At 70.8% G+C, this 21209-nt stretch carries 20 protein-coding genes and 1 pseudogene; 9 read left to right on the top strand and 12 right to left on the bottom strand.

What is annotated here, in order from left to right; all coding sequences use genetic code 11:
* Positions 1 to 34: 34 nt before the first annotated feature.
* Complete coding sequence (locus AC3CH1_RS08585) at positions 35 to 721, bottom strand: UbiX family flavin prenyltransferase (RefSeq protein WP_488462361.1); 687 nt, start codon at positions 719 to 721, stop codon at positions 35 to 37.
* Positions 722 to 841: 120 nt separating this feature from the next.
* Here AC3CH1_RS08585 and AC3CH1_RS08580 point away from each other — a divergent pair, with 120 nt between their 5' ends.
* Positions 842 to 1468: a rhomboid family intramembrane serine protease gene (locus AC3CH1_RS08580; protein ID WP_488462466.1), complete on the top strand. Its 627-nt coding sequence runs from the start codon at positions 842 to 844 to the stop codon at positions 1466 to 1468.
* A 6-nt stretch (positions 1469 to 1474) separates the two neighbouring features.
* Here AC3CH1_RS08580 and mqnP read toward each other — a convergent pair whose 3' ends face one another.
* Together mqnP and AC3CH1_RS08570 are read right to left on the bottom strand one after the other, a co-directional pair.
* A complete protein-coding gene (gene mqnP, locus AC3CH1_RS08575; RefSeq protein WP_488462360.1) occupies positions 1475 to 2395 on the bottom strand; it encodes a menaquinone biosynthesis prenyltransferase MqnP in 921 nt (306 codons plus the stop codon).
* Positions 2392 to 3849: a menaquinone biosynthesis decarboxylase gene (locus AC3CH1_RS08570; RefSeq protein ID WP_488462359.1), complete on the bottom strand. Its 1458-nt coding sequence runs from the start codon at positions 3847 to 3849 to the stop codon at positions 2392 to 2394. The genes mqnP and AC3CH1_RS08570 overlap by 4 nt, the downstream gene beginning before the upstream one ends.
* Positions 3850 to 4055: 206 nt before the next feature.
* On the opposite strand from AC3CH1_RS08570, the gene AC3CH1_RS08565 reads away from it, so the two are divergent.
* The gene (locus AC3CH1_RS08565) at positions 4056 to 4409 is read left to right on the top strand and encodes a PLD nuclease N-terminal domain-containing protein (protein ID WP_488462465.1); all 354 of its coding nucleotides are present in this window, start codon (positions 4056 to 4058) and stop codon (positions 4407 to 4409) included.
* A gap of 82 nt (positions 4410 to 4491) precedes the next feature.
* On the opposite strand, the gene ccsB is transcribed toward AC3CH1_RS08565, so the two are convergent.
* The 7 genes from ccsB to hemL form a co-directional block, all read right to left on the bottom strand.
* A complete protein-coding gene (gene ccsB, locus AC3CH1_RS08560; RefSeq protein ID WP_488462358.1) occupies positions 4492 to 5577 on the bottom strand; it encodes a c-type cytochrome biogenesis protein CcsB in 1086 nt (361 codons plus the stop codon).
* A complete protein-coding gene (gene resB / locus AC3CH1_RS08555; protein WP_488462357.1) occupies positions 5574 to 7391 on the bottom strand; it encodes a cytochrome c biogenesis protein ResB in 1818 nt (605 codons plus the stop codon). Before resB ends, ccsB begins: the two co-directional genes overlap by 4 nt.
* 4 nt (positions 7392 to 7395) lie before the next feature.
* On the bottom strand, positions 7396 to 8178 hold the full coding sequence (locus AC3CH1_RS08550; protein WP_488462356.1) for a cytochrome c biogenesis CcdA family protein: 783 nt from the start codon (positions 8176 to 8178) through the stop codon (positions 7396 to 7398).
* A 4-nt stretch (positions 8179 to 8182) separates the two neighbouring features.
* On the bottom strand, positions 8183 to 8785 hold the full coding sequence (locus tag AC3CH1_RS08545) for a TlpA family protein disulfide reductase (RefSeq protein WP_488462355.1): 603 nt from the start codon (positions 8783 to 8785) through the stop codon (positions 8183 to 8185).
* A gap of 67 nt (positions 8786 to 8852) precedes the next feature.
* Positions 8853 to 10115: a polysaccharide deacetylase family protein gene (locus AC3CH1_RS08540; protein ID WP_488462354.1), complete on the bottom strand. Its 1263-nt coding sequence runs from the start codon at positions 10113 to 10115 to the stop codon at positions 8853 to 8855.
* 533 nt (positions 10116 to 10648) lie between these two features.
* Positions 10649 to 11377: a histidine phosphatase family protein gene (locus tag AC3CH1_RS08535; RefSeq protein WP_488462353.1), complete on the bottom strand. Its 729-nt coding sequence runs from the start codon at positions 11375 to 11377 to the stop codon at positions 10649 to 10651.
* Complete coding sequence (hemL, locus tag AC3CH1_RS08530) at positions 11374 to 12645, bottom strand: glutamate-1-semialdehyde 2,1-aminomutase (RefSeq protein ID WP_488462464.1); 1272 nt, start codon at positions 12643 to 12645, stop codon at positions 11374 to 11376. Before hemL ends, AC3CH1_RS08535 begins: the two co-directional genes overlap by 4 nt.
* Positions 12646 to 12976: 331 nt before the next feature.
* On the opposite strand from hemL, the gene AC3CH1_RS08525 reads away from it, so the two are divergent.
* On the top strand, positions 12977 to 13561 hold the full coding sequence (locus AC3CH1_RS08525; RefSeq protein WP_073746161.1) for a hypothetical protein: 585 nt from the start codon (positions 12977 to 12979) through the stop codon (positions 13559 to 13561).
* 207 nt (positions 13562 to 13768) lie between these two features.
* Positions 13769 to 14098 carry a hypothetical protein gene (locus AC3CH1_RS08520; protein ID WP_488462352.1) on the top strand — a complete coding sequence of 110 codons (330 nt, stop codon included), beginning with the start codon at positions 13769 to 13771 and terminating at the stop codon, positions 14096 to 14098.
* On the opposite strand, the gene AC3CH1_RS08515 is transcribed toward AC3CH1_RS08520, so the two are convergent.
* Complete coding sequence (locus AC3CH1_RS08515; RefSeq protein WP_488462351.1) at positions 14013 to 14606, bottom strand: TIGR03086 family metal-binding protein; 594 nt, start codon at positions 14604 to 14606, stop codon at positions 14013 to 14015. The two genes, AC3CH1_RS08520 and AC3CH1_RS08515, sit on opposite strands and share 86 nt — an antisense overlap.
* Positions 14607 to 14750: 144 nt before the next feature.
* Here AC3CH1_RS08515 and AC3CH1_RS08510 point away from each other — a divergent pair, with 144 nt between their 5' ends.
* The 3 genes and pseudogenes from AC3CH1_RS08510 (at position 14751) to AC3CH1_RS08500 (ending at position 17489) form a co-directional block, all read left to right on the top strand.
* Positions 14751 to 15572 carry a DUF6597 domain-containing transcriptional factor gene (locus AC3CH1_RS08510; protein WP_488462350.1) on the top strand — a complete coding sequence of 274 codons (822 nt, stop codon included), beginning with the start codon at positions 14751 to 14753 and terminating at the stop codon, positions 15570 to 15572.
* Between the two features lie 121 nt (positions 15573 to 15693).
* A pseudogene (locus AC3CH1_RS08505) lies at positions 15694 to 16429 on the top strand (Mut7-C RNAse domain-containing protein).
* A 301-nt stretch (positions 16430 to 16730) separates the two neighbouring features.
* On the top strand, positions 16731 to 17489 hold the full coding sequence (locus tag AC3CH1_RS08500; RefSeq protein ID WP_018961603.1) for an SDR family NAD(P)-dependent oxidoreductase: 759 nt from the start codon (positions 16731 to 16733) through the stop codon (positions 17487 to 17489).
* A 75-nt stretch (positions 17490 to 17564) separates the two neighbouring features.
* Here the strand turns inward: AC3CH1_RS08500 and AC3CH1_RS08495 are convergent, their stop codons facing one another.
* Positions 17565 to 18758 (bottom strand): RtcB family protein, encoded by a 1194-nt coding sequence (locus AC3CH1_RS08495; RefSeq protein WP_488462349.1) that lies wholly within the window; start codon positions 18756 to 18758, stop codon positions 17565 to 17567.
* Positions 18759 to 18930: 172 nt separating this feature from the next.
* Between AC3CH1_RS08495 and AC3CH1_RS08490 the strand changes: the two genes are divergently transcribed.
* Both AC3CH1_RS08490 and AC3CH1_RS08485 read left to right on the top strand, forming a co-directional pair.
* Positions 18931 to 19884, top strand: a complete 954-nt coding sequence (locus tag AC3CH1_RS08490) for a DUF3558 domain-containing protein (protein ID WP_488462348.1) — start codon at positions 18931 to 18933, stop codon at positions 19882 to 19884.
* A 192-nt stretch (positions 19885 to 20076) separates the two neighbouring features.
* The gene (locus tag AC3CH1_RS08485; protein ID WP_488462347.1) at positions 20077 to 20934 is read left to right on the top strand and encodes a DUF3558 domain-containing protein; all 858 of its coding nucleotides are present in this window, start codon (positions 20077 to 20079) and stop codon (positions 20932 to 20934) included.
* Positions 20935 to 21209: the final 275 nt, after the last annotated feature.

Genomic DNA, 21209 nt, shown 5'->3' with positions numbered 1-21209 from the left:
ACCTGACCGACCAGGGGGCCTGACCGACCAGGGCCTATCGGTCCTGAGGGCCTCGGGCACCGCCACCGAGCTCTCCTTCCCAACGGCGGTACAGCCGGTGCGGCACGCCTCCCGCGTCCAGCACCCGCCCCGCGACGAAATCCACCAGATCCTGGATGTGCGTCGCACCCGCGTAGAACGCCGGAGAGGCGGGCAGCACGATCGCGCCCGCCTCGTCCAGGGCCACCATCTGCTTCAGCGTCTGGCCGCTCAGCGGAGTCTCGCGCACCGCCACGACGAGCGGGCGGCGCTCCTTGAGCGTCACGCTCGCGGCCCGCTGGAGCAGATCCTTCGACAGACCGAGCGCCACTCCGGCCACACAGGCCGTCGAGGCCGGCACGATGAGCATCCCCTTCGCCGGGTACGACCCGGAGGACGGCCCGGCCGCCAGATCACCGGCGGGCCAATGGCGTACGCGCTCCAGCTCCGCGTCCCCGACCGCGAACGCGTCCGGCTTCCCGTCGGCCCCCCGCTCCAGCCAGGTCCGCAGATCCTCGCGCCAGTGCCCGTCCCGGAACGCGATGCCGGTCTCGTCCAGCAGCGTGAGCCGCGAGGCCCGGCTCACCACCAGGTCCACGCTCTCGCCCGCCGCGAGCAGCCCGCGCAGAACGGCGGCCGCGAACGGGGTACCCGAAGCACCGGACACCCCGACAATCCAAGGCCGCCGCTGCTGATGAGTCACTGAAGTCCTGGATTCCACACCTGCGAGCCTATCCGGCACGCCCTCGCGCCCGGCACCCGGAACCGGGCGGGCGCCGCGGACGTTCACCAGGTGACGGGCAACCGGGGGAAGGGGCTGACCATGGGCGACTACCGGACCACCGACCGGACCACGGGCAACGGCGCCACCGGCGGTGCGCGGGCCCTCACCGCAGGGCTCCTGATGGCCGGCTGGGTGGCCCTGCTCTGGATCCTCGAAGGGATCGACACCGCCACGGGCAACGCCCTGGACACCTACGGCGTCAGCCCGCGCGAGGCGGCGGAGCTGCGGGACGTGGTGCCCGCCGCGTTCCTGCACAGCGGCTGGGAGCACCTGGCCTCCAACAGCGTCCCGCTGCTGGTCCTCGGCTTCATCGCCGCCCTCGCGGGGCTGCGCCGGTTCGCCGCGGTCGTCGTGACGATCATCCTGGTCAGCGGCCTCGGCGTCTGGCTGACCGCCCCGGCGAACACGATCACGCTCGGCGCGTCCGGCGTGGTCTTCGGGCTGCTCGGCTATCTGCTGGTCCGCGGCTTCGTGGACCGCCGCCCCTGGGACGTCCTCATAGGCGTCGGCGTCGCCGTGGTCTACGGCTCACTGCTGTGGGGCGTCCTGCCGACCGACTCGGGCGTCAGCTGGCAGGGCCACCTGTTCGGGCTGGCCGGCGGGGTGGCGGCGGCCTTCCTCTTCCGCCGCCCGCGCCGCGCACCGGACAATCTGGTCACGGTCTGAAGGGCCTCACGGCGTCAGGCCGCGCACCAGCAGGTCGAGCAGCGCGCAGGCGAACAGCGCGATGCCGATGAAGCCGTTCACCGAGAAGAACGCCCGGTTCAGCCGGGACAGGTCGTGCGGACGCACCACCCGGTGCTCGTAGACGAACGCCACCGCGACGATCGCCATGCCGATCCAGTAGAAGACCTCGGCGTCCGTGGCCAGCCCGAACCACACCAGCAGCCCGGTCGTGACCGCGTGGCACACCCGCGCGCCCCACAGTGCCGCCGGGATCCCGAAGCGCGCCGGGAAGGAGAGCACCCCGTGGGCCCGGTCCGCCTGGACGTCCTGACAGGCGAAGATCAGGTCGAAGCCGCCGATCCAGATCCCCACGGCGAGCCCGAGGATCACCGCGTCCCACGACCAGCTGCCGGTCACCGCGAGCCAGGCGCCGACCGGGCCGATGGCCTGCGCGAGGCCCAGGATGGCGTGCGGGAAGTTCGTGAACCGCTTGCCGTACGGGTAGAGCACCATCGGCACCACGGCCAGCGGCGCGAGCACCAGGCACAGCGGGTTGAGCAGGGCCGCCGCGCCCAGGAAGACGGCCAGCGCGACCAGCGCACCGGTCCACGCGGACTTCACCGACACCGCGCCGGTCACCAGCTCACGGCCCGCGGTGCGCGGGTTCCGGGCGTCGATCTCCCGGTCGATGATCCGGTTGGCGGCCATCGCGAACGTCCGCAGCCCCACCATCGCCAGCGTGACGAGCAGCAGCGTGCCCCAGTGGATGCTGCCGTCCAGCTGGAACATCGCGGTCAGCGCGGCGATGTACGCGAACGGCAGCGCGAAGACCGAGTGCTCGATCATCACGAGCCGCAGGAAGGCCTTCACCTTGCCGGCCGAGGGCGCGGGCCCGGGAGCGGACGCCGCTTCCGTGGTACTGCTCACAGCCCGTATTCCTTCCAGCGACGGTCGACCTTCGCCGCCGTCTGCGGGTCGGACTCGACCATCTCCGGCCATCCGCCGTCCCGGGTGTAGCCCTCGGTGGGCAGCTTCTTCGTGGCGTCGATGCCCGCCTTGCCGCCCCAGAACTGCTGGTACGAGGCGTGGTCCAGGTGGTCGACCGGCCCTTCGGTGACCGTGAGGTCGCGGGCGTAGTCGGTGTTCCCGAGCGCCCGCCAGGCGACCTCGTGCAGATCGTGGACGTCGCAGTCGGAGTCGACCACCACGATCAGCTTGGTCAGCGACATCATGTGCGCGCCCCAGATCGCGCTCATCACCTTCTGGGCGTGCTTCGGGTACTTCTTGTCGATCGAGACGATCGCGCAGTTGTGGAAGCCGCCCGCCTCGGGGAGGTGGTAGTCCACGATGTCCGGCACGATGATCTTCAGCAGCGGCAGGAAGAACCGCTCCGTGGCCCGGCCCAGCGGCCCGTCCTCGGTCGGCGGGCGGCCCACCACGATGGACTGGAGCAGCGGCCGCTTGCGCATGGTGACGCAGTCGATGGTCAGTGCGGGGAACGGTTCCTGCGGGGTGTAGAAGCCGGTGTGGTCCCCGAACGGGCCCTCGGGGAGCATCTCGCCCGGCTCCAGCCAGCCCTCGATGACGACCTCCGCCTGCGCGGGGACCTGGAGCGGCACGGTCTTGCAGTCGACCATCTCGATCCGCTTGCCCTGGACGAATCCGGCGAAGAGGTACTCGTCGATGTCCCCGGGCAGCGGCGCGGTGGAGGCGTACGTCACTGCGGGCGGGCAGCCGAAGGCGATGGCGACGGGCAGCCGCTCACCGCGCCTCGCCGCGACCTGGTAGTGGTTGGCGCTGTCCTTGTGGATCTGCCAGTGCATCCCGATGGTGCGCTTGTCGTGGCGCTGGAGCCGGTAGAGGCCCAGGTTCCGGACGCCGTTCTCGGGGTGCTTGGTGTGGGTGAGGCCGAGGTTGAAGAAGGAGCCGCCGTCCTCGGGCCAGGTGAACAGCGCGGGCAGCTGGTCCAGGTCGACGTCGTCGCCGGTCAGCACCACCTCCTGGACGGGCGCGTCGCCGGCCTTCACCTTCTTCGGCGGCACGTGCACCATCGAGCCGAGCTTCCCGAAGGCCTCCCGCACCCCGACGAAGCCCTGCGGCAGCTCCGGCTTGAGGAGTCCGCCGATCTTGTCGCTGATGTCGCTGTACGACTTCAGCCCGAGGGCCTTCAGGAGGCGCCGGTCGGTACCGAAGACGTTCATGGCCAGGGGCATCGAGGACCCCTTGACGTTCTCGAACAGCAGGGCGGGCCCGCCCGCCTTGTTGACCCGGTCGACGATCTCGCCGACCTCCAGGTGGGGGTCGACCTCGACCTTGACGCGCTTGAGATCACCATCGCGCTCGAGAGCCCGGAGCAGGGAGCGAAGATCGTCGTAAGCCATGCGGTCCAGTTTGTCATCCCCGCCCGCGCGGCCCCGCCGGGGCTCCCCCCGCGCCGCGCGCCGAAAGTCCGCCGCCCGTCCGCGCACGCGCCCGGCGGTCCGCCTCCGGGCCCCGGTTCCTTCATGCCGAGCCGGTACCCTGGCCGCGACACCGGGCTTCATCCCGCCCGCCGCCGCTTCCTGGGGGACGCACCATGAGAGCCCTGATGTTCATCGTCCCGCTGGCTCTGACGATCTACGCGTTCATCGACTGCCTGAACACCACGGAGGAGGACACCAAGCATCTGCCGAAGATCGCCTGGGTCTTCATCATCCTGCTGTTCTGGATCGTCGGCCCGGTCGTGTGGCTCGCCGCCGGCAAGAAGCGCCACAACAGGGCCGGGGGCACGGGATCCGCCTGGCAGCGGCGCGGGCGGCAGCAGTGGGTGGCCCCGGACGACAACCCGGACTTCCTCAAGTCGCTCAAGGACGACAAGGACGCCGAGGCGGCGGCCGAGGAGGAGCGGGGCCGCCGCGACGGCGGCACGGGCCCCGACGACAAGACCCCGCCGGCCGCCTGACGGCGCACCACCGATCCGCTACGCGACGGCTCCCCGGACGAGAATCCGCCCGGGGAGCCGTCGTACGTCCTACGCGGGTTGCTCAGACCCCCGCGTAGGAGTGCAGGCCGGAGACGAAGATGTTCACGCCGTAGTAGTTGAACAGCCAGCAGGCGAACGCGACGAGCGCCAGGTAGGCGGCCTTGCGGCCCTTCCAGCCGGCGGTGGCGCGGGCGTGCAGATAGGCGGCGTAGGCGACCCAGGTGATGAAGGACCAGACCTCCTTGGGGTCCCAACCCCAGTACCGGCCCCAGGCGTCGCCCGCCCAGATCGCGCCGGCGATGATCGTGAACGTCCACAGCGGGAAGACGGCCGCGTTGATCCGGTACGAGAACTTGTCCAGCGTGGACGCCGAGGGCAGCCGCTCCATGACCGAGGTGGCGAACTTGCCGGGCGTGCCGCCTGAGGCGAGCTTGCTCTCGTAGGTGTCGCGGAAGAGGTAGAGGACCGTGCCGACCGCGCCGAGGTAGAAGACGGCGCCGCAGATGATCGCGGTCGAGACGTGGATCCACAGCCAGTACGAGTGCAGCGCGGGCACCAGCTGGTCGCTGTCGGTGTATAGCGTCGTGACCGCGATGCCGAGGTCCAGCAGGACGGTGGTGACCAGCGGGAGGCCGATCCAGCGGACGTTCTTCTTCAGGGCGAGGAGCACCAGGTAGGAGCCGACCGCCACCGTGGAGAAGGTGATGGAGAACTCGTACATGTTGGCCCAGGGGGCCCGCTGCACCGACAGGGCGCGGGTGGCGACGCCGCTCGCCTCGACGAGGAACGCCACCACGGTCAGCGAGACCGCGATCCGGCCCCATAGGTCGCCCTTGAACGTGCCGCCGGCCGCGCCCGGGCCGTCGGGCACGTCACGCGTGCCGGTGGCGGAGCGGGTGATGACCTCGGGCCGGTCCAGCACGGCCGTGCCACCGGCCCGCGCCTTCCCCCCGGTGGCGGCGGACGCGGAGGCGCCCGCTCCGGGTGTGGACAGCGCGGCGGCGGTGCGGCCGACCTTGCTGCGGCTGCCGAGGACCCACTCCGCGATGTGCGCGAAGAACGCCAGGGTGTAGACGGCCATCGACGAGTAGATCAGCACATTGCTGGTGTTCGCCAGGCTCTCGTTGGTTGCGGCGGCGAGATTCACTTCTCAGCCCCTTCGGCAGGTGCTTCGGCAGGATGTACGGGCCGGCTCCCGGCCTCGTTCGTGACATCGTTCGTGGCGCCGGTCGTACCGGGCCCGTCCGGCGTGTCCGGTTTCCCCGGCGTGTCCGGGGCCTCGGCGGCGGCGACGACGGGCGCCGTGGCGACCAGAGCGGCCGACAGGTCGCCCAGTTCCTCGGGGAGCCTCGCGGACTCGCTGCGGCCCAGGCCCGCCATCTCCACGACCGTGACGCCGTCGGCGCCCCGGACCGCCCGCACCCACACGCGGCGGCGCTGGATGAACAGCGAGCCGGCGAGTCCGGCGATGGCGGCGACGGATCCGCCGAGCGCCCAGCCGTTGCCGGGCTGCTGCGAGATCTGGAAGCTGGCCCACTCCTCGACGCCGTCGAAGGTGATGGATCCGGCGCCGTCGGGCAGGTCCAGCTTCTCGCCCGGCATCATCATCTTCTTGAGGAGCTCGCCGTCCTCGCCCTTGAACTCCTTCATCTTGGACGTGTCGAGCTGGTAGACGTTCTGCGCCAGCCCGGAGTCGACGCCGAGGGAGCCCTGGTAGGCGCTGAGCGCCAGTACGGGGAAGTCCAGGGCGGGGAACTGCGAGAACATCTGGCCCTTGCCCTCGCCGGCGAAGGTCGGCACGAAGAAGGCCTTGAAGCCCAGCTGGGTCTTCTTGCCGTTCTTGTCCTTGTAGCCGTCCATCACCTTGATGGCGCCGGACGAGGTGATGTTGTTGTCGATCGGCAGCAGCGGGACCGCGGAACGGGAGACGACCTTCCCCTTGCCGTCCCGGACGGTGACGACGGGGGCGTAGCCGTGGGCGATCAGATAGATCTTGGTGCCGTCCACGACGAGCGGCTCGTTGACCTTGATGACGTCCTTGCGCTCCGCGCCGTCGGCCCCCTCGGTGTACGTCACCCGGGCCTCGAAGGTCCGCGGGGTGCCGCGCTGCGGCCCGCTCTTCTCGTACGTACCGACGAACTCGTCGAGCACGAAGCTGAACGGGGCCAGCGAGTCGGAGTCGTAGAGCGAGCCCGACGTGAAGTCGTCGTACTGGGTGAGCGTGTTGGAGAAGCCGTCGCCCTCGACGATCAGCTTGCCGCCCTCGGACTTGAAGAGCTGCCCGGAGGCGAAGGCCACCAGCATCACGATCAGGGCGATGTGGAAGACGAGGTTCCCGGCCTCGCGGAGGTAGCCCTTCTCGGCGGCGACCGCGTCGCCCACCACGTGCGCCCGGAAGCGCCGCTTGCGCAGGACGGCGAGGGCCGCCTCACGGGCCGCCTCGGGCTCGGCCTCCGTGCGCCAGGTGGTGTACGCGGGCAGCCGGGTCAGCCGCTTCGGCGCGGACGGCGGGCGGCTGCGCAGCTGGCCCACGAACTGGCCGGTGCGCGGCACGATGCAGCCGATGAGCGAGACGAACAGCAGGATGTAGATCGCGGAGAACCACACCGAGCTGTAGACGTCGAAGAGCTGGAGCTTCTCGTAGATCGGGGTGAGGGTGGTGTGCTGGTCCTTGAAGGCCTGCACCTTCATGTCGTCGACGCTGGTCTGCGGGATCAGCGATCCCGGGATGGCTCCGAGGGAGAGCAGGAAGAGCAGGATCAGCGCCACCCGCATCGAGGTGAGCTGACGCCAGAACCAGCGCGCCCAGCCGATCACGCTCATCGCGGGTACGCCGGCCCCGGTGTCGGGGCGCTCCTCGCGGGGCGCGGTGGAGAGCCGTTCGCCCGCCGCGCCGTGGGCGGAGCCCTGGTCGTGCTCGGCCTCGCGCTGCCGCGTCTCCGTGCCGTTCGACTTGCTCATGAACTCAGATCCCTACAACGAAGCCGCTGGACCAGCTCTGCATGTGCTGCATGAGCGTGGCCCACACACCGGTCAGCAGGAGGATTCCGGTCACGATCATCATGCCGCCGCCGATCCGCATCACCCATGCGTAGTGGCGCTTGACCCAGCCGAACGCGCCGAGCGCCTTGCGGAAGGCGACCGCGGCGAGGATGAACGGGACGCCGAGACCGAGACAGTACGCGACGGTCAGTATCGCGCCGCGTCCGGCGGTGGCGCTGTCGGTCGACAGAGCGAGTACGGAGGCGAGGGTCGGGCCGATGCACGGCGTCCAGCCGATCCCGAAGAGCGCGCCGAGCAGCGGCGCGCCGGCCAGTCCGGCCACCGGCCGCTTGTGGATGCGGAACTCGCGCTGCGTCACCCCCGGCAGGAGCCCCATGAAGAAGACGCCCATGACGATCATCAGCACGCCGAGGATCTTGTTGAGCACCTCGGAGTGCGCCTGGAGCTCTTGGCCGAAGTAGCCGAAGAGCGCGCCGGTGGAGGCGAACACCACGGTGAAGCCGAGGACGAACAGCGAGGCGCCCGCCACCACCCGGCCCCGGCGCGCCTCGGCGAGGTCCGTGCCGCTGACCCCGGTGACGTAACTCAGATAGCCGGGTACGAGCGGCAGGACGCAGGGCGAGAAGAAGGAGATGAGACCGGCCAGCAGGGCGAGCGGCAGAGCGACCAGCAGCGCCCCCGTCAGGACGGTGTCGTTGTACGCGGCCAGCGTGACGGTCTCGTGGGGGGCGGCGAGCGGGATCACGGGATCACTTCTCCGCGATGATCGGGTCGATCATCTCGCGCAGCTCGTCCGCGTCGAGCGCCCGGAGCGTGCGGGCGGCGATCTTCCCGTCCCGGTCGAGGACCACGGTGGACGGGATGGCCTGCGGGTTCAGGGTGCCCTTGGGGAAGCGGAGGATGAGCTTGCCGATCGGGTCGTAGAAGCTGGGGTACTCGACCCCGTAGTCCTTCTCGAAGTTGATCGCCTTGTCCCGCTCGGGGTCCCGGGTGTTGATCCCGACGAACTGGACGCCCTGGTCCGCCGTCTCCTCGGAGACCTGCGCGAAGTACTTCGCCTCCAGTCGGCAGGGGCCGCACCAGGAGCCCCAGACGTTGAGCACGACGACCTTGCCCTTGTAGTCGGCGACGTCGAGCGGCTTGCCGTCCAGACCCTCGCCGTCGAGCTTCGGCGCCGCCACCCGGTCCGCCTTCGCGACGGTGGAGATGCCCCCGCTGCCGGTGATGAAGTTGGTGTTGCCTCCGCCTCCGGCCTTGTTGCCGTCGCCGCACGCGGACAGCGTCAGGGCACCGGCCACAGCGGTGGCGGCGAGCAGGGTGAAGCGGCGTCGGGACGCGCGGCCAAAGCTCATGTGAAAAGTTTCGCATGGCGGATTCCGGGCTCCCCCGCGCCCCCCTCGGTGCCCGTAAAGCCCCTTGTCAAGCCTGTTTAAAGAAGGAGTTCCAGCCGCCGGCGGGCGCCTGTCCGACGTCCAGCGTCCGGAGCTTGGCGAGCACGGCGGGATCCTGAACGTCGAGCCAGTCGACGTACTGCCGGAACGAGACGAGACGCACGTCGTCCTTGTCCGCCACCTTCTTGATCACTTCTTCCACGGCGTCCATATAGATGCCGCCGTTCCACTCCTCGAAGTGGTTGCCGATGAAGAACGGCGCGCGATTCGACTCGTACGCACGCTGGAAACCGGCGAGATACGCCCCGGTCGCCTGGGTGCGCCAGCCCGGATAACGCGAGGGCATGCCCTTCGTCGAATTCTGCGACTGATTGGCGAGGATGTTGTAGTCCATCGAGAGCACCTCGAAGGAGTGCCCGGGGAACGGCATCGCCTGCAACGGCAGATCCCAGACGCCGCCGCGCTTCACCGGCCAGGTCTGACGGCCGCCCGGCGAGCTGGCGTCGTAGCGCCAGCCCAGTTTGCTCGCGGTCGGCAGGAGATTGTCCTGGCCGAGCAGGCAGGGCGTGCGGCCGCCGATCAGTTCCTTGCGGTAGTCGAACGGAAGCGGATCCTCGTTCTCCCAGCCGGTGTTCGTCCGCCATTCCGTGACGAAGGACACAGCCTGATTGATCTCGCTGTGCCATTGGGCGGGCGTCCAGCGCTCGACGGATCCGGAACCACCGCAGAAATGCCCGTTGAAGTGGGTGCCGATCTCATGTCCGTCCAGCCATGCCTGGCGCACGTATTTCAGGGTGTCCCTGACGTGATCGTCGGTGAGATAGCCGATGTCGGAGGCGCCACGGGGGTTGTTCGGCGGACGGTAGAGGGATTTCTTCGACTCGGGCAGCAGATAGATGCCGGAGAGGAAGAACGTCATGGCCGCGTCGTGCTCCTTGGCCAGTTCGAGAAAGCGCGGGAAGAGCCCGTTGCCGACCTCGCCCGCGCCGTCCCAGGAAAAGATCACGAACTGCGGCGGCTTCTGGCCGGGTTCGAGCGGGACGGGCGCCTGCGGCTGGTTGGGCTGTTTGCCGGTGTCGGCGGTCGAGCCGTCACCGATCAGCCGAACCTTGTTCTTCGGCACGCCGTGTCCGCTGCCGTTGCCGTTGCCACTGGTGCCCGCGTCGCCTCCGCCGCCCTGGCCGGGCCCTCCGTCGCCGGAGGAGCCCGAGGCGCCACAGCCGGCGAGGCCGATCGCGGCTGCGGCGCCGAGCCCTGCCCCGAGCAGACCCCTTCGATTGATCTCGCGCATACCGTCCCCATCTGTGGTCGTTTTATCTCAAACTCATACAAACTGCTAGAGAGTTAGATGGGGCGCGTAACACGTCGGTTCCGTGCATTTGGGGACTTTCTTTGCGCTTTACCTTGCGCCCTGACCGACCGTCCCCCGATCCGGGCGACACATCCGTATGGCGCTCGCACGCGCTTACGGGCAGCTCTGATGGGGGACGCGGGAGCGGCCCTCGGCAGTTCTGCCGTCGGTCGACGGATCACCGGCCGGTTTCGGGGCCACCGGTCGGCGCCGACGGATCGGCTTCGGTCGGCGCCGACGGATCGGCTTCCCTGGACCGTCGAACTCATGCGCGGGCTCGGGGCCGCGTCCGCGCCTCCCGGGCGTCCCCGGCGGCGAAGGGAGCGGGACGGGCGGCAAAGGGGACGGGACCGGCCGCCGTTGCTTCGGCGGCCGGTCCCGTCATGTCCCGCGGTGTTCCGTGGTGCCCTGCGGTGTCCTCTGATGTTCCGTCGTGCCCTGCGGTGTCCTGGGGGGGGTCGTTGCGGCGGTGGCTACGCGCCGAACGCCTTGGACTGCCCCTTCGCGGCCTTCCCCTTCACCGGCTTGGCTCCGGCCAGCAGGTGCACGGGCACCAGGTCGCGGGCCGGCTCCGAGTAGCCGACCGAGACGATCCGGTCGCCCCGGTAGGTGAAGCTCGTCAGCGAGGCCAGCGTGCACTGCCGCTTGCGCGGGTCGTGCCACAGGCGACGGCGCTCGACGAAGGAGCGCAGGATCCAGATCGGCAGCTGGTGGCTGACGCAGACCGCCTCGTGGCCGCGCGCCGCGTCCCGGGCGGCGTCGAGCGCGCCCATCATCCGGACGACCTGCTCGATGTACGGCTCGCCCCAGGACGGCTTGAACGGATTGGTGAGGTGCTTCCAGTTGTCCGGCTTGCGCAGCGCGCCGTCGCCGACGCCGAAGGTCTTGCCCTCGAAGACGTTGGCCGCCTCGATCAGCCGGGCGTCGGTGGCGAGGTCCAGGCCGTGCGCCTTGGCGACGGGGGCGGCCGTCTCCTGGGCGCGCTCCAGCGGAGAGGCCACGACGTGGGTGACGTCGCGCTTCGCCAGGTGGTCGGCGACCCGGTCGGCCATCTTCCGGCCCAGGTCGGAGAGGTGGTAGCCGGCGCGGCGCCCGTAGAGCACGCCGTCCGGGTTGTGCACCTCGCCGTGCCGGACCACGTGCACCACGGTCAGCTGCTCGTCGCGGTTGACGCCCTCGTGGTCCGTGCTCTTCTCGCTCATGCGGTGGCCTCCGCCGCGGCACGGGCGGCGCCGGGCAGGGCGGCGGCGATGCGCTCGACCGCCCGCTCGTCGTGGGCCGTGGAGACGAACCAGGACTCGAACGCCGAGGGCGGCAGGTAGACGCCCTGCTCCAGCATCGCGTGGAAGAACGCGGTGAAGCGGAAGACGTCCTGCTTCTTGGCGTCGTCGTAGTCCCGGACGGGCTCGTCCGTGAAGAAGACGGAGAACATGTTGCTCGCGGCGGACACGGTGTGCGCGACGCCCTCCTCGGTGAGCGCGTCGCCCACCAGGGAGCGCAGCTCGGCGGAGACCGCGTCGATCTTCGCGTACGCCGCGTCGTCCAGCAGCCGCAGCTGGGCGAGCCCGGCGGCGGTGGCGACCGGGTTCCCGGAGAGGGTGCCCGCCTGGTAGACCGGGCCGGCCGGGGCCAGGTGCGCCATCACGTCGCCGCGACCGCCGAAGGCCGCCGCGGGGAAGCCGCCGCCCATCACCTTGCCGAAGGTCATCAGGTCGGGCCGGACCCCGTCGACGCCGTACCAGCCGGCCTTCGACGTACGGAAGCCCGTCATGACCTCGTCGGAGATGTACAGCGCGCCGTTGGCCGCGCACAGCTCCTTGAGGCCGGCGTTGAAGCCGTCCGCCGGCGGGACGACGCCCATGTTGCCGGGCGAGGCCTCGGTGATCACGCAGGCGATCTCGCCCGGGTGCGCGGCGAAGGCGGCGCGCACCGCGTCCAGGTCGTTGTAAGGCAGCACGACGGTGTCCCCTGCCGTGGCGCCCGTGACTCCCGGGGTGTCGGGCAGCCCGAAGGTGGCCACGCCCGACCCGGCGGCGGCCAGCAGCGCGTCCACGTGGCCGTGGTAGCAGCCGGCGAACTTCACGATCTTGGCCCGGCCCGTGAAACCGCGGGCCAGCCGGATCGCCGACATGGTCGCCTCGGTGCCGGAGGAGACCAGGCGCACCTGCTCGACGGGCTCGATCCGCGCCACGATCTCCTCGGCGAGCGCGACCTCGCCCTCACCCGGCGTACCGAAGGAGGTGCCCCGGGAGACCGCCTCCTGGACGGCGGCGATGACCTCGGGGTGAGAGTGGCCGAGAATCATCGGCCCCCACGAGCACACGAGGTCGACGTACTCACGGCCGTCGGCGTCGGTGAGGTACGGACCGGTGCCGGACACCATGAACCGGGGCGTACCGCCCACGGCCTGGAAGGCGCGCACGGGAGAGTTCACGCCGCCGGGCGTCACGACGGACGCGCGGTCGAACAGCGACTGCGAAACTGGGGCTTCGTATGAATACGCCACTTTGGTCCTGATCTGCGATTCGGGTATCGGGAGGCCGGGCCGGGAAATCACTGACAATCTCGGCCACCGGTGAGCAGGGAGCGCGCTCCCCTCGTATCACGAAAGAGCGTCAGCCCCCTCGCGTCTGCGAAACTGGGGCGTCATAGGGAAAGCTCACACATGCCATGGTGTCAGAGGCACGCACGGTCTTGCGGGCAGGTGTTTCACCGCACGCCCGCGGGGGAGGTCACTGACACGATGATCGGGTTGCGCGGCGGGGGCTGTGTCTCCTAAGAAGTAGTCGGGTGGATGAGATATGCATCGCGGTGGCGGAGTGGGCGAAGGGACCGACGACCTGGGGCCCGAGCCTGCCCGGCGAGGGCGGCACCGGCGCAGGGCCGAGCGCGCCCAGAGCAGGGGCGCGGACAGCACGCCGCCCCCCGGGACCAGGAGCGGGGGCGGGATGGGGGTGACGTACAAGTACTTCGGCGCCCCGGACGGGGCCACCGCCGCACGCGTGCCCATCTCGATGCGCCCGGAGGAGCTCGGCGGTGACGAGCTGGGCATGGGCGGCATGTTCACCAAGATCAAGCCGGAGACCGTGGCCGCCATGGTCCTGACCGGGATCCAGGGCATACCCCTGCACAAGGTCCCCCCGCTCGAACTGGTCGTCCTCCACCCCGACTACGCCGTGGTCAAGCTGCCGATGACGGTCGTCGACCCGCTGCGCGGCGTCGGCGAGGAGTCGGTCGGCGCGGCGGCCTTCATCTGGTCCACGGTCCCCGACCGCGGCGGACCGCGCGACGCCTTCAACGTGTACCAGCTGCTCCACGAGTGGCAGGACTTCTCCCACCGGCTGCACGACGCGGGGCATCAGGCGTACTGCCTGGTCTGGCCCTGATCCGGGGAAGGGCGGAGGCCGAGCGGAGGCCGAGCGGAGGCCGAGCGGCCTCGTAGCCGGCTCGCGCGCGGCGAAGCGGTACGGCGAAGGCCGACGGTCGACGGCCTGTTTGAGCCAAATATCGTGAGGATTTGGCCGACAGCCGGTCTTCAGCCCACCCACCGGGCACGCCGATGCACAGGACACCCGACCATCTGGAGGTCCGCCGTGGGCGACGTTCTGCTGGCCCTGTCCATCCCCGTGCTCGTCTTCGGCGGCGGCATCTACGCGGCCTGCGACTGCTGGTGGCGCCGTAGGCACCCGGCGCCACCGTCCCCGTACACCCATCGGGCGGCCCGGCTCGCGGAACAGGAGATGCTGGTCCTGGCCGAGGAGATCCTCGACGACGCGCACGCCGCGCTCGGCCCCCTCTACGACGCCCCGGGCCGCGCCGGACCGCCCCTGGGCAACCTCAGCCCCCGGCCGTCCCGGGCGCCCCGGGGGGACGCCACCCCGGATCGCGTCCCGTCACCGCCAGCAGCCGCTCGAAGGCGGTAGCCCCCTCCCCCACCGGGAACGGCTCACCGAACACCTTCATCTCCCGGGCCTGCGGAGCCATCGCCGCCAGCCCCGGCCCCAGTTCGTCGAGCACGCGCTCCTCCGGCACGAAGTCCGCGCCCGTCGCCCGCGCCAGGTCCCAGGCGTGCACGGTCAGATCGCCGAGCACCATGAGCCCCACCGTCCGGGCCGGTAGCCCCATCTGCCCGGCCGTGCCCTCCTCGACGCCCGGCACGCTCCACGCCTCCACCAGCCGGGCGGTCTCGGCACCGAACCTGCCCCGCCAGTCGCCCGCCACGAACTCCGGCTCCTGGCCGAAATCCACCTCCTCGCGGGCCGCGAGCGCCTGGAAGTTCACGACCACCAGGAACAGGTGGTTCACCAGCGCCCGTACGTCGTAGTCGGCACAGGGCGTACCCCCGTCCAGCTGCCCGTCCTCGATCCCCCGCACGACGGGCAGGGCCCGGTCCGCGGCGGCTTCCAGCAGTTCACCGATCGTCTGTGTCATGCCTCCACCCTGCGCCCGCGCACCGCACGGCGTCTTGAAGAAACACGACAGGCGTGCGGCGGACGCGGGACCAGGGCCTTGTCCGGATCGGGCCGGACCCCGCGCACCCGGCCCGATCCAGCCGAAGGGCCCTAAAATCGGGTCATGGCCGCCGGACCTCGCCGCGACACCCGGGGCATCGTCGACGCCCCGGACCTGTTCGCGCACGTGCGCTTCCGCCGCCGCGAGCCCGCCGCCGGGCTGCGCCCGTATCTGGAGCACTACTGGCTGATCGACTGGAACCTCACCGAGCCGTACGCCGCCCACGTGGTCCCGCACCCGTCGGTGAACCTGGTCTTCCAGCGGTACGAGGCCGGGGACGGCCCCCGGGAGCGCTCCGGGTACGCCGAGGTCGCGGGTGTCGACCCCGGGCTCTTCGCCCGGAAACTGGCCGGGCGCGGCCGGGTCTGCGGGGTGCAGTTCCGGCCCGGCGGGTTCCGCCCGTTCGCACCCGGACGCCCGGTGTCCGTGTGGACCGGGCTGCGGTCCGACGCCGCCGGGGCGCTGCGGCTGCCGCCGCCCGTCCGGGGCGTCCTGGACCCGGACGACGAGGACGCGCGGGTCACGGCGCTGGACGCCTTCCTGCTGGCCCTGGAGCCCCGCCCCGATCCGCGGGCGACGCTGGCGATGGACGTCGTCGACCGGGTGCGCGCGGACCGCACGGTGCTCCGGGTCGACCGGCTCGCCCGGGACGCCGGGCTCTCCGCCCGCTCCCTGCAACGGCTCTTCTCCGCGTACGTCGGCGTCGGCCCCAAGTGGGTCATCCTCCGCTACCGCGTCCACGAGGCGCTGGAGCGCGCCGGATCCGACCCGGCCGTCGACTGGGCGCGGCTCGCGGCGGACCTGGGCTACAGCGACCAGGCCCATCTGGTGCGGGACTTCACCGCGACGGTGGGCGCGCCCCCGACGGCGTTCGCCCCGCGTTGACGGCGGCCGGGCGCGGCTCCGCACACGCGTCCACCCGCCGCACACCCGGGCGCCCGTCCGGTCCCCGCACGCCCCGCCAAATCCCTGGCAGCCCGTCCCGTCCCGGTGGCATCCTGACCGGGTGAACGGACCCGAGATCACCCTCGAAGTAGCCCCTGAGCTGCGGCTCTTCGTCCCGCACGGCCGTCGCGGCGGACCCACGCCCCTCGTCACGGACGGCTCCTCGACCCTCGGCCATGTCATCGAGTCCCTCGGCGTGCCGCTCACCGAGGCCGGAACACTGCTGGTGAACGGCTGCCCGGTGGCCCGCTCGCATGTGCCCGGGCCCCGGCGAACACGTGGACGTACGCGCCGTGGAACGCCCCCAGCGGGTCCCCGGCGCCCCCCTGCGCTTCCTCCTCGACGTCCATCTCGGGACGCTGGCCCGCCGCTTGCGGCTCCTGGGCGTCGACGCGGCGTACGAGAGCGAGGACATCGGCGACCCCGCCCTGGCCACCCTCTCCGCACGGGAGCGGCGCGTCCTGCTCTCCCGGGACCGCGGGCTGCTGCGCCGCCGCGAGATCTGGTCGGGGGCGTACGTCTACAGCGACCGCCCCGCGGAGCAGCTCCGCGACGTCCTCGGCCGGTTCGCCCCGGCCCTGGCCCCGTGGACCCGCTGCACCGCGTGCAACGGCACCCTGGCCGGGGCTGAGAAGGACGCCGTGAGCGGACTCCTCGAACACGGCACCCAGGAGGCATACGACGTGTTCGCCCAGTGCACGGAGTGCTCCCGGGTGTACTGGCGCGGCGCCCATCACGGCCACCTGGAGACGATCGTGTCCGAGGCGATGGCCGAATTCGGTGGCGCGCCGGCCTAGCCAGGGCCTGTCGTCCGGGTCATGGCGGGGGCGGGTCGCAGGTCCGGGGGCCCCTTCGGTAGGTCGGTCCGCAGGTCCGGCGCGGCCCCCTTCAGCAGGTCGGTCCGCGAGTCCGGGCGGCCCCCTTCGGTAGGTCGGTCCGCAGGCCCGGCACGGCCCACCGGTAGGCCCGGCGCGGTCCCCGGTAGGTCGGGCCGCAGATCAGGCGCGGTCCCCGGCCCTGGCATCCCGCGGACGGGGCGTCCCGCACCGCCTGCCTATCCTTCTCCCCGTACCCGATCAGCAGTCCGAGGAGATCGCCATGGCCGCCACCCCCATCGCCGTCATCACCGGCGCGAGCAGCGGCATCGGCGCCGCGACCGCCCGTACGCTGGCCGCCGCCGGCTTCCGGGTCGTGCTGACCGCCCGCCGCAAGGACCGCATCGAGGCGCTGGCCGCCGAGATCACCGAAGCCGGTCACCAGGCGACGGCCTACCCCCTGGACGTCACCGACCGCGCGGCCGTCGACGAGTTCGCCACCGCGTTCCGCTCCCTCGCCGTCCTCGTCAACAACGCGGGCGGGGCGCTCGGGGCCGACCCCGTCGCGACCGGCGACCCGGCCGACTGGCGGCAGATGTACGAGACCAACGTGATCGGCACGCTCAACGTCACCCAGGCCCTGCTGCCCGCCCTCACCGCGAGCGGCGACGGCACGATCGTGATCCTCTCCTCCACCGCGGCGCTCTCCGCGTACGAGGGCGGCGGCGGCTACGTGGCGGCCAAGCACGGCGAACACGTCCTGGCCGAGACCCTGCGGCTGGAGATCGTCGGCACCCCGGTCCGCGTCATCGAGGTGGCCCCCGGCATGGTCAGGACCGAGGAGTTCGCCACCACCCGTTTCCGCGGCGACACCGAGAAGGCCGCCAAGGTCTACGCGGGCGTCGACGCCCCGCTGACCGCCGAGGACGTGGCCGACACGATCGGCTGGGCCGTCACCCGCCCCAGCCACGTCAACATCGACCTCCTGGTGGTCCGCCCTCGCGCCCAGGCCTCCAACACGAAGGTCCACCGCACCGGTTGAGCCCCGACTCACCCCTTGAGGGACGGGACGACGGGACCGCCGGACCACGCGACGTAGGGGGCGGGGCGTAGGGCCTCAGCCCTTCACGCACACCACCTGCTTGAGCTTCGCGACGACCTGGACCAGGTCCCGCTGCTGATCGATGACCTGCTCGATCGGCTTGTAAGCCCTCGGGATCTCGTCCACGACACCGGAGTCCTTACGGCACTCCACGCCCTGCGTCTGCTCCTCCAGGTCCTTGGTCGAGAAGCGCTTCTTCGCCGCGTTCCGGCTCATCCGGCGGCCCGCGCCGTGCGACGCCGAGTTGAACGACTTCTCGTTGCCGAGGCCCTTCACGATGTACGAGCCGGTGCCCATGGACCCCGGGATGATCCCGTAGTCACCCGACCCCGCCCGGATCGCGCCCTTGCGGGTGACCAGCAGGTCCATGCCCTCGTACCGCTCCTCCGCCACGTAGTTGTGGTGGCAGGAGATGACCGGATCGAAGGTCACCCGGGCCTTCTTGAACTCCTTGCGGACCACGTCCTGGAAGAGCCCCATCATGATCGCCCGGTTGTACTTCGCGTACTCCTGCGCCCAGAACAGGTCGTTGCGGTACGCGGCCATCTGCGGGGTGTCCGCGATGAACACCGCCAGGTCGCGGTCGATCAGGCCCTGGTTGTGCGGCAGCTTCTGCGCCTGACCGATGTGGAAGTCGGCCAGCTCCTTGCCGATGTTCCGCGAACCGGAATGCAGCATCAACCAGACAGAACCGATCTCATCGAGACAGAACTCGATAAAATGATTTCCCGATCCGAGCGTTCCCATCTGCTTCGTGGCGCGTTCCTGACGGAATTTGACCGCATCGGCGATCCCCCCGAACCGCCCCCAGAAGTCGTCCCATCCCGCCGTCGAGAACCCGTGCAGCTTCCCCGGGTCCACCGCGTCACCGTGCATCCCCCGGCCGACCGGGATGGCCTGCTCGATCTTGGAGCGCAGCCGTGACAGGTCGCCGGGAAGGTCGTTCGCGGTGAGGGACGTCCTGACGGCGGACATCCCGCAGCCGATGTCCACCCCGACCGCTGCCGGGCACACCGCGCCCTGCATCGCGATCACCGAACCGACCGTCGCCCCCTTGCCGAAGTGGACGTCCGGCATGACGGCGAGACCCCTGATCCACGGCAGCGTGGAGACGTTGCGCAGCTGCTGCATCGCCACGTCCTCGACCGACGCGGGGTCCGCCCACATCCGGATCGGGACCTTCGCTCCCGGCACCTCTACGTACGACATAACTCCTCGATTCCCCCGAAAAGACTGAAAGCGCAAAACCGGTACCAAGATCGGCAAACCTGTCGGCCGACCGGCATTCACAGCGGCGCGTGCGATACACATTGTGTCCATCGGCCGCCTTCGAGCGGCAACCCGTTTTCCGTACCGAAGGGAGCCTGGGACGGTGCGAGACATGGCGTACGTACCCGGCGTCGCGCTTCTGGCAGCGCTCGTCGTCGGCTGCAGCGCCGGCTCCGACAGCAACGCGAACGGCGCCGACGACAAGGCGGGCAGCCCGACGGTCACCCCCGCGCCCCCGGGCAAGTACGAGACCCTGCCCGCCCCCTGCCGTGCCGTGCCGCGCGGCATGCTCAAGGACCTGCTGCCCGGCGCCGCGGAACTGGCCGGGGATCAGCAGGAGAAGGTGTTCCGGGGGTCGGCGTCCGTCACCTACGACACCGACCGCAAGGTCGGCTGCAGCTGGAAGTCCGACGCGCCGAACGCCACCCGGAGCCTCTCCATCGACTTCGAGCGGGTCGTCTCCTACGACCCCGCGGTCAGCGACGACGACCGCGCCGACACGGTGTACGCGAAGAAGGTGGAGGCCGCCGGCCTGTCGTCGTCGACGGCCCCCGGGCCCGACGCGGAGAAGAACAGCGGGACGCCGGACGAGCAGGGGAAGGACAAGGACAAGGCCGCCGACACGGACAAGCCCAAGGGCCCGGCGGCGGACGCCACGGCCCCGAAGGACGGGCCGACGGACGGATCGGCGGACGGGTCGGCAGACGCGTCGGCAGACCCCTCGTCCTCCTCCTCGCCCTCCGGAGGCGACGGCGGGGGCGACAACGGCGGCAGTGGCGGCAGCGCCGGCACCGGCACCGGCACCGGCACCGGCACGGAGGAGGCCCTCCCCTCGCGGGTCCTCGACAACCTCGGAGATGCCGCATTTCTGCATGATCTGCCCACTCGGGCAGATTCCACCGCACAGCACCGCACGGTGAGCGTGGTATTCCGCACATCGAACGTGGTCGTGACCGTCCGGTACGCCGAGCAGCCGGCCCTCGTCACCCAGGTGTCCGACAGCAGGGAACTCCAGGAGAAGGCCCAGGCACTGGCCCGGAAGCTGGCCGAGACGCTCAGCGAATAGCCCCCCGCCCGACGGGCCCCCACCGGCCGGATTCCGCTCTCCGGGGGCCCTCGACGGCGGCACGGGCCGACCGCCGGCCGTCGTACCGTGGCTGTCCGGAAGACGTACCGCCCCGCTACCGAGCCCACCCGTACACCGCACGAACCGAGACCTCCAGCACCGAGAGCTCCGTGCCATCCGAGTGAAGGAACCATGCACCGATCAGCCCCGCGCCTGTCCCGCATCCTCGCCTGCGCCGCCGTTCCGGTGATGCTCGTAGCCGCCGGCTGCTCGTCGGACTCCGACCCCGAGAGCAAGAAGAACGCGGGCTCCTCGTCGTCCGGCGCCCCCAGCGCCAAGCCCACGGAGCCCACCGTCGAAGCGGCGAGGTTCGACGATCTGCCCGACCCGTGCACCTCGGTCGCCAAGAAGACGATCAAGGACCTGGTGCCCGAGGCCAAGAAGGAGAACGGCACGGCCGGCCGGTCCAACGACCTGGCGGCCCGCAGCAGTTGCTCCTGGAACGGCCTGGACGACAAGGGCGTCGACGGCTCGCAGTACCGCTGGCTGGACGTCGGCTTCACCCGCTTCGACTCGGACCAGTCGCTGGGCAGCGGCGCCAAGCGCGCCACCACCGAGTACACGAAGCAGGTCACCAAGGCGAAGGCCTCGGAGGGCGCCGAGAAGGTCGCCGCCGAGCCCACCACGGGCATCGGCGAGGAGGCCACGACCGTCACCTACGGCCTCAGCAAGACGGACGAGGACTTCGCGTACGCCACCGTCGTGGCGCGCACGGGCAATGTCGTCGTCACCCTGACGTACAACGGCGCGGGTTACGCGGGGGCGAAGACGCCCTCGTCCGCGAGCATCGTCAAGGGCGCCCAGAAGGCGGCGAAGGAAGCGGTCGCCGCCGTCGCCGACACTGCCGACGCCAAGGTCACTCCCCCGGTGAAGAGCGGCTCCGACGACAGCAAGAAGGACGTCAAGAAGGACACGGCCAAGGGCAGCGGCACCGACAGCAACAGCGACAGCCCCAAGTCGCAGACCAAGCCGAAGACGAAGACGAACTGACGGCCCTCCCGCACGCTTTCCCGAGACCCGGCCCTCCCCGAGGGCCGGGTCTCGCCGTTCGGGCAGGCCTCCGCCCGCAACCTCACCCGAAGCCTCGCCCGAAGTCCCCGCCGAGAAGCGCCGAAGCAGCGCCGCAGCCCGCACGGAAGCTCCCGCCGGACCCGGGAACAGCCCCACAACTCCTCCCCCGCGTAACGGAACTCGCACACATGTGCCAGGCTGTCCCCTCGCCGGGCGTCTGAGGCCTGGCCGAAAATCAACGCCGGGCGCACAGG

The sequence above is a fragment of the Streptomyces sp. MGP-P1 genome (genome assembly GCF_057766565.1).
The sequence above is the reverse complement of the archived record's forward strand: the minus strand, read 5'-3'. Positions and strand labels throughout refer to the sequence as shown.

What these genes read in the sequence shown, in the direction of transcription:
- AC3CH1_RS08565 (WP_488462465.1), top strand. Translation starts at nt 4,056, where the DNA reads ATGTTCATCGTCCCGCTGGCTCTGACGATCTACGCGTTCATCGACTGC.
- AC3CH1_RS08535 (WP_488462353.1), bottom strand. Translation starts at nt 11,377, where the DNA reads ATGAGCGAGAAGAGCACGGACCACGAGGGCGTCAACCGCGACGAGCAG.
- AC3CH1_RS08490 (WP_488462348.1), top strand. Translation starts at nt 18,931, where the DNA reads ATGGCGTACGTACCCGGCGTCGCGCTTCTGGCAGCGCTCGTCGTCGGC.
- resB (WP_488462357.1), bottom strand. Translation starts at nt 7,391, where the DNA reads ATGAGCAAGTCGAACGGCACGGAGACGCGGCAGCGCGAGGCCGAGCAC.
- AC3CH1_RS08545 (WP_488462355.1), bottom strand. Translation starts at nt 8,785, where the DNA reads ATGAGCTTTGGCCGCGCGTCCCGACGCCGCTTCACCCTGCTCGCCGCC.
- AC3CH1_RS08500 (WP_018961603.1), top strand. Translation starts at nt 16,731, where the DNA reads ATGGCCGCCACCCCCATCGCCGTCATCACCGGCGCGAGCAGCGGCATC.
- AC3CH1_RS08485 (WP_488462347.1), top strand. Translation starts at nt 20,077, where the DNA reads ATGCACCGATCAGCCCCGCGCCTGTCCCGCATCCTCGCCTGCGCCGCC.
- AC3CH1_RS08540 (WP_488462354.1), bottom strand. Translation starts at nt 10,115, where the DNA reads ATGCGCGAGATCAATCGAAGGGGTCTGCTCGGGGCAGGGCTCGGCGCC.
- AC3CH1_RS08525 (WP_073746161.1), top strand. Translation starts at nt 12,977, where the DNA reads ATGCATCGCGGTGGCGGAGTGGGCGAAGGGACCGACGACCTGGGGCCC.
- AC3CH1_RS08510 (WP_488462350.1), top strand. Translation starts at nt 14,751, where the DNA reads ATGGCCGCCGGACCTCGCCGCGACACCCGGGGCATCGTCGACGCCCCG.
- AC3CH1_RS08570 (WP_488462359.1), bottom strand. Translation starts at nt 3,849, where the DNA reads ATGGCTTACGACGATCTTCGCTCCCTGCTCCGGGCTCTCGAGCGCGAT.
- AC3CH1_RS08580 (WP_488462466.1), top strand. Translation starts at nt 842, where the DNA reads ATGGGCGACTACCGGACCACCGACCGGACCACGGGCAACGGCGCCACC.
- AC3CH1_RS08495 (WP_488462349.1), bottom strand. Translation starts at nt 18,758, where the DNA reads ATGTCGTACGTAGAGGTGCCGGGAGCGAAGGTCCCGATCCGGATGTGG.
- AC3CH1_RS08515 (WP_488462351.1), bottom strand. Translation starts at nt 14,606, where the DNA reads ATGACACAGACGATCGGTGAACTGCTGGAAGCCGCCGCGGACCGGGCC.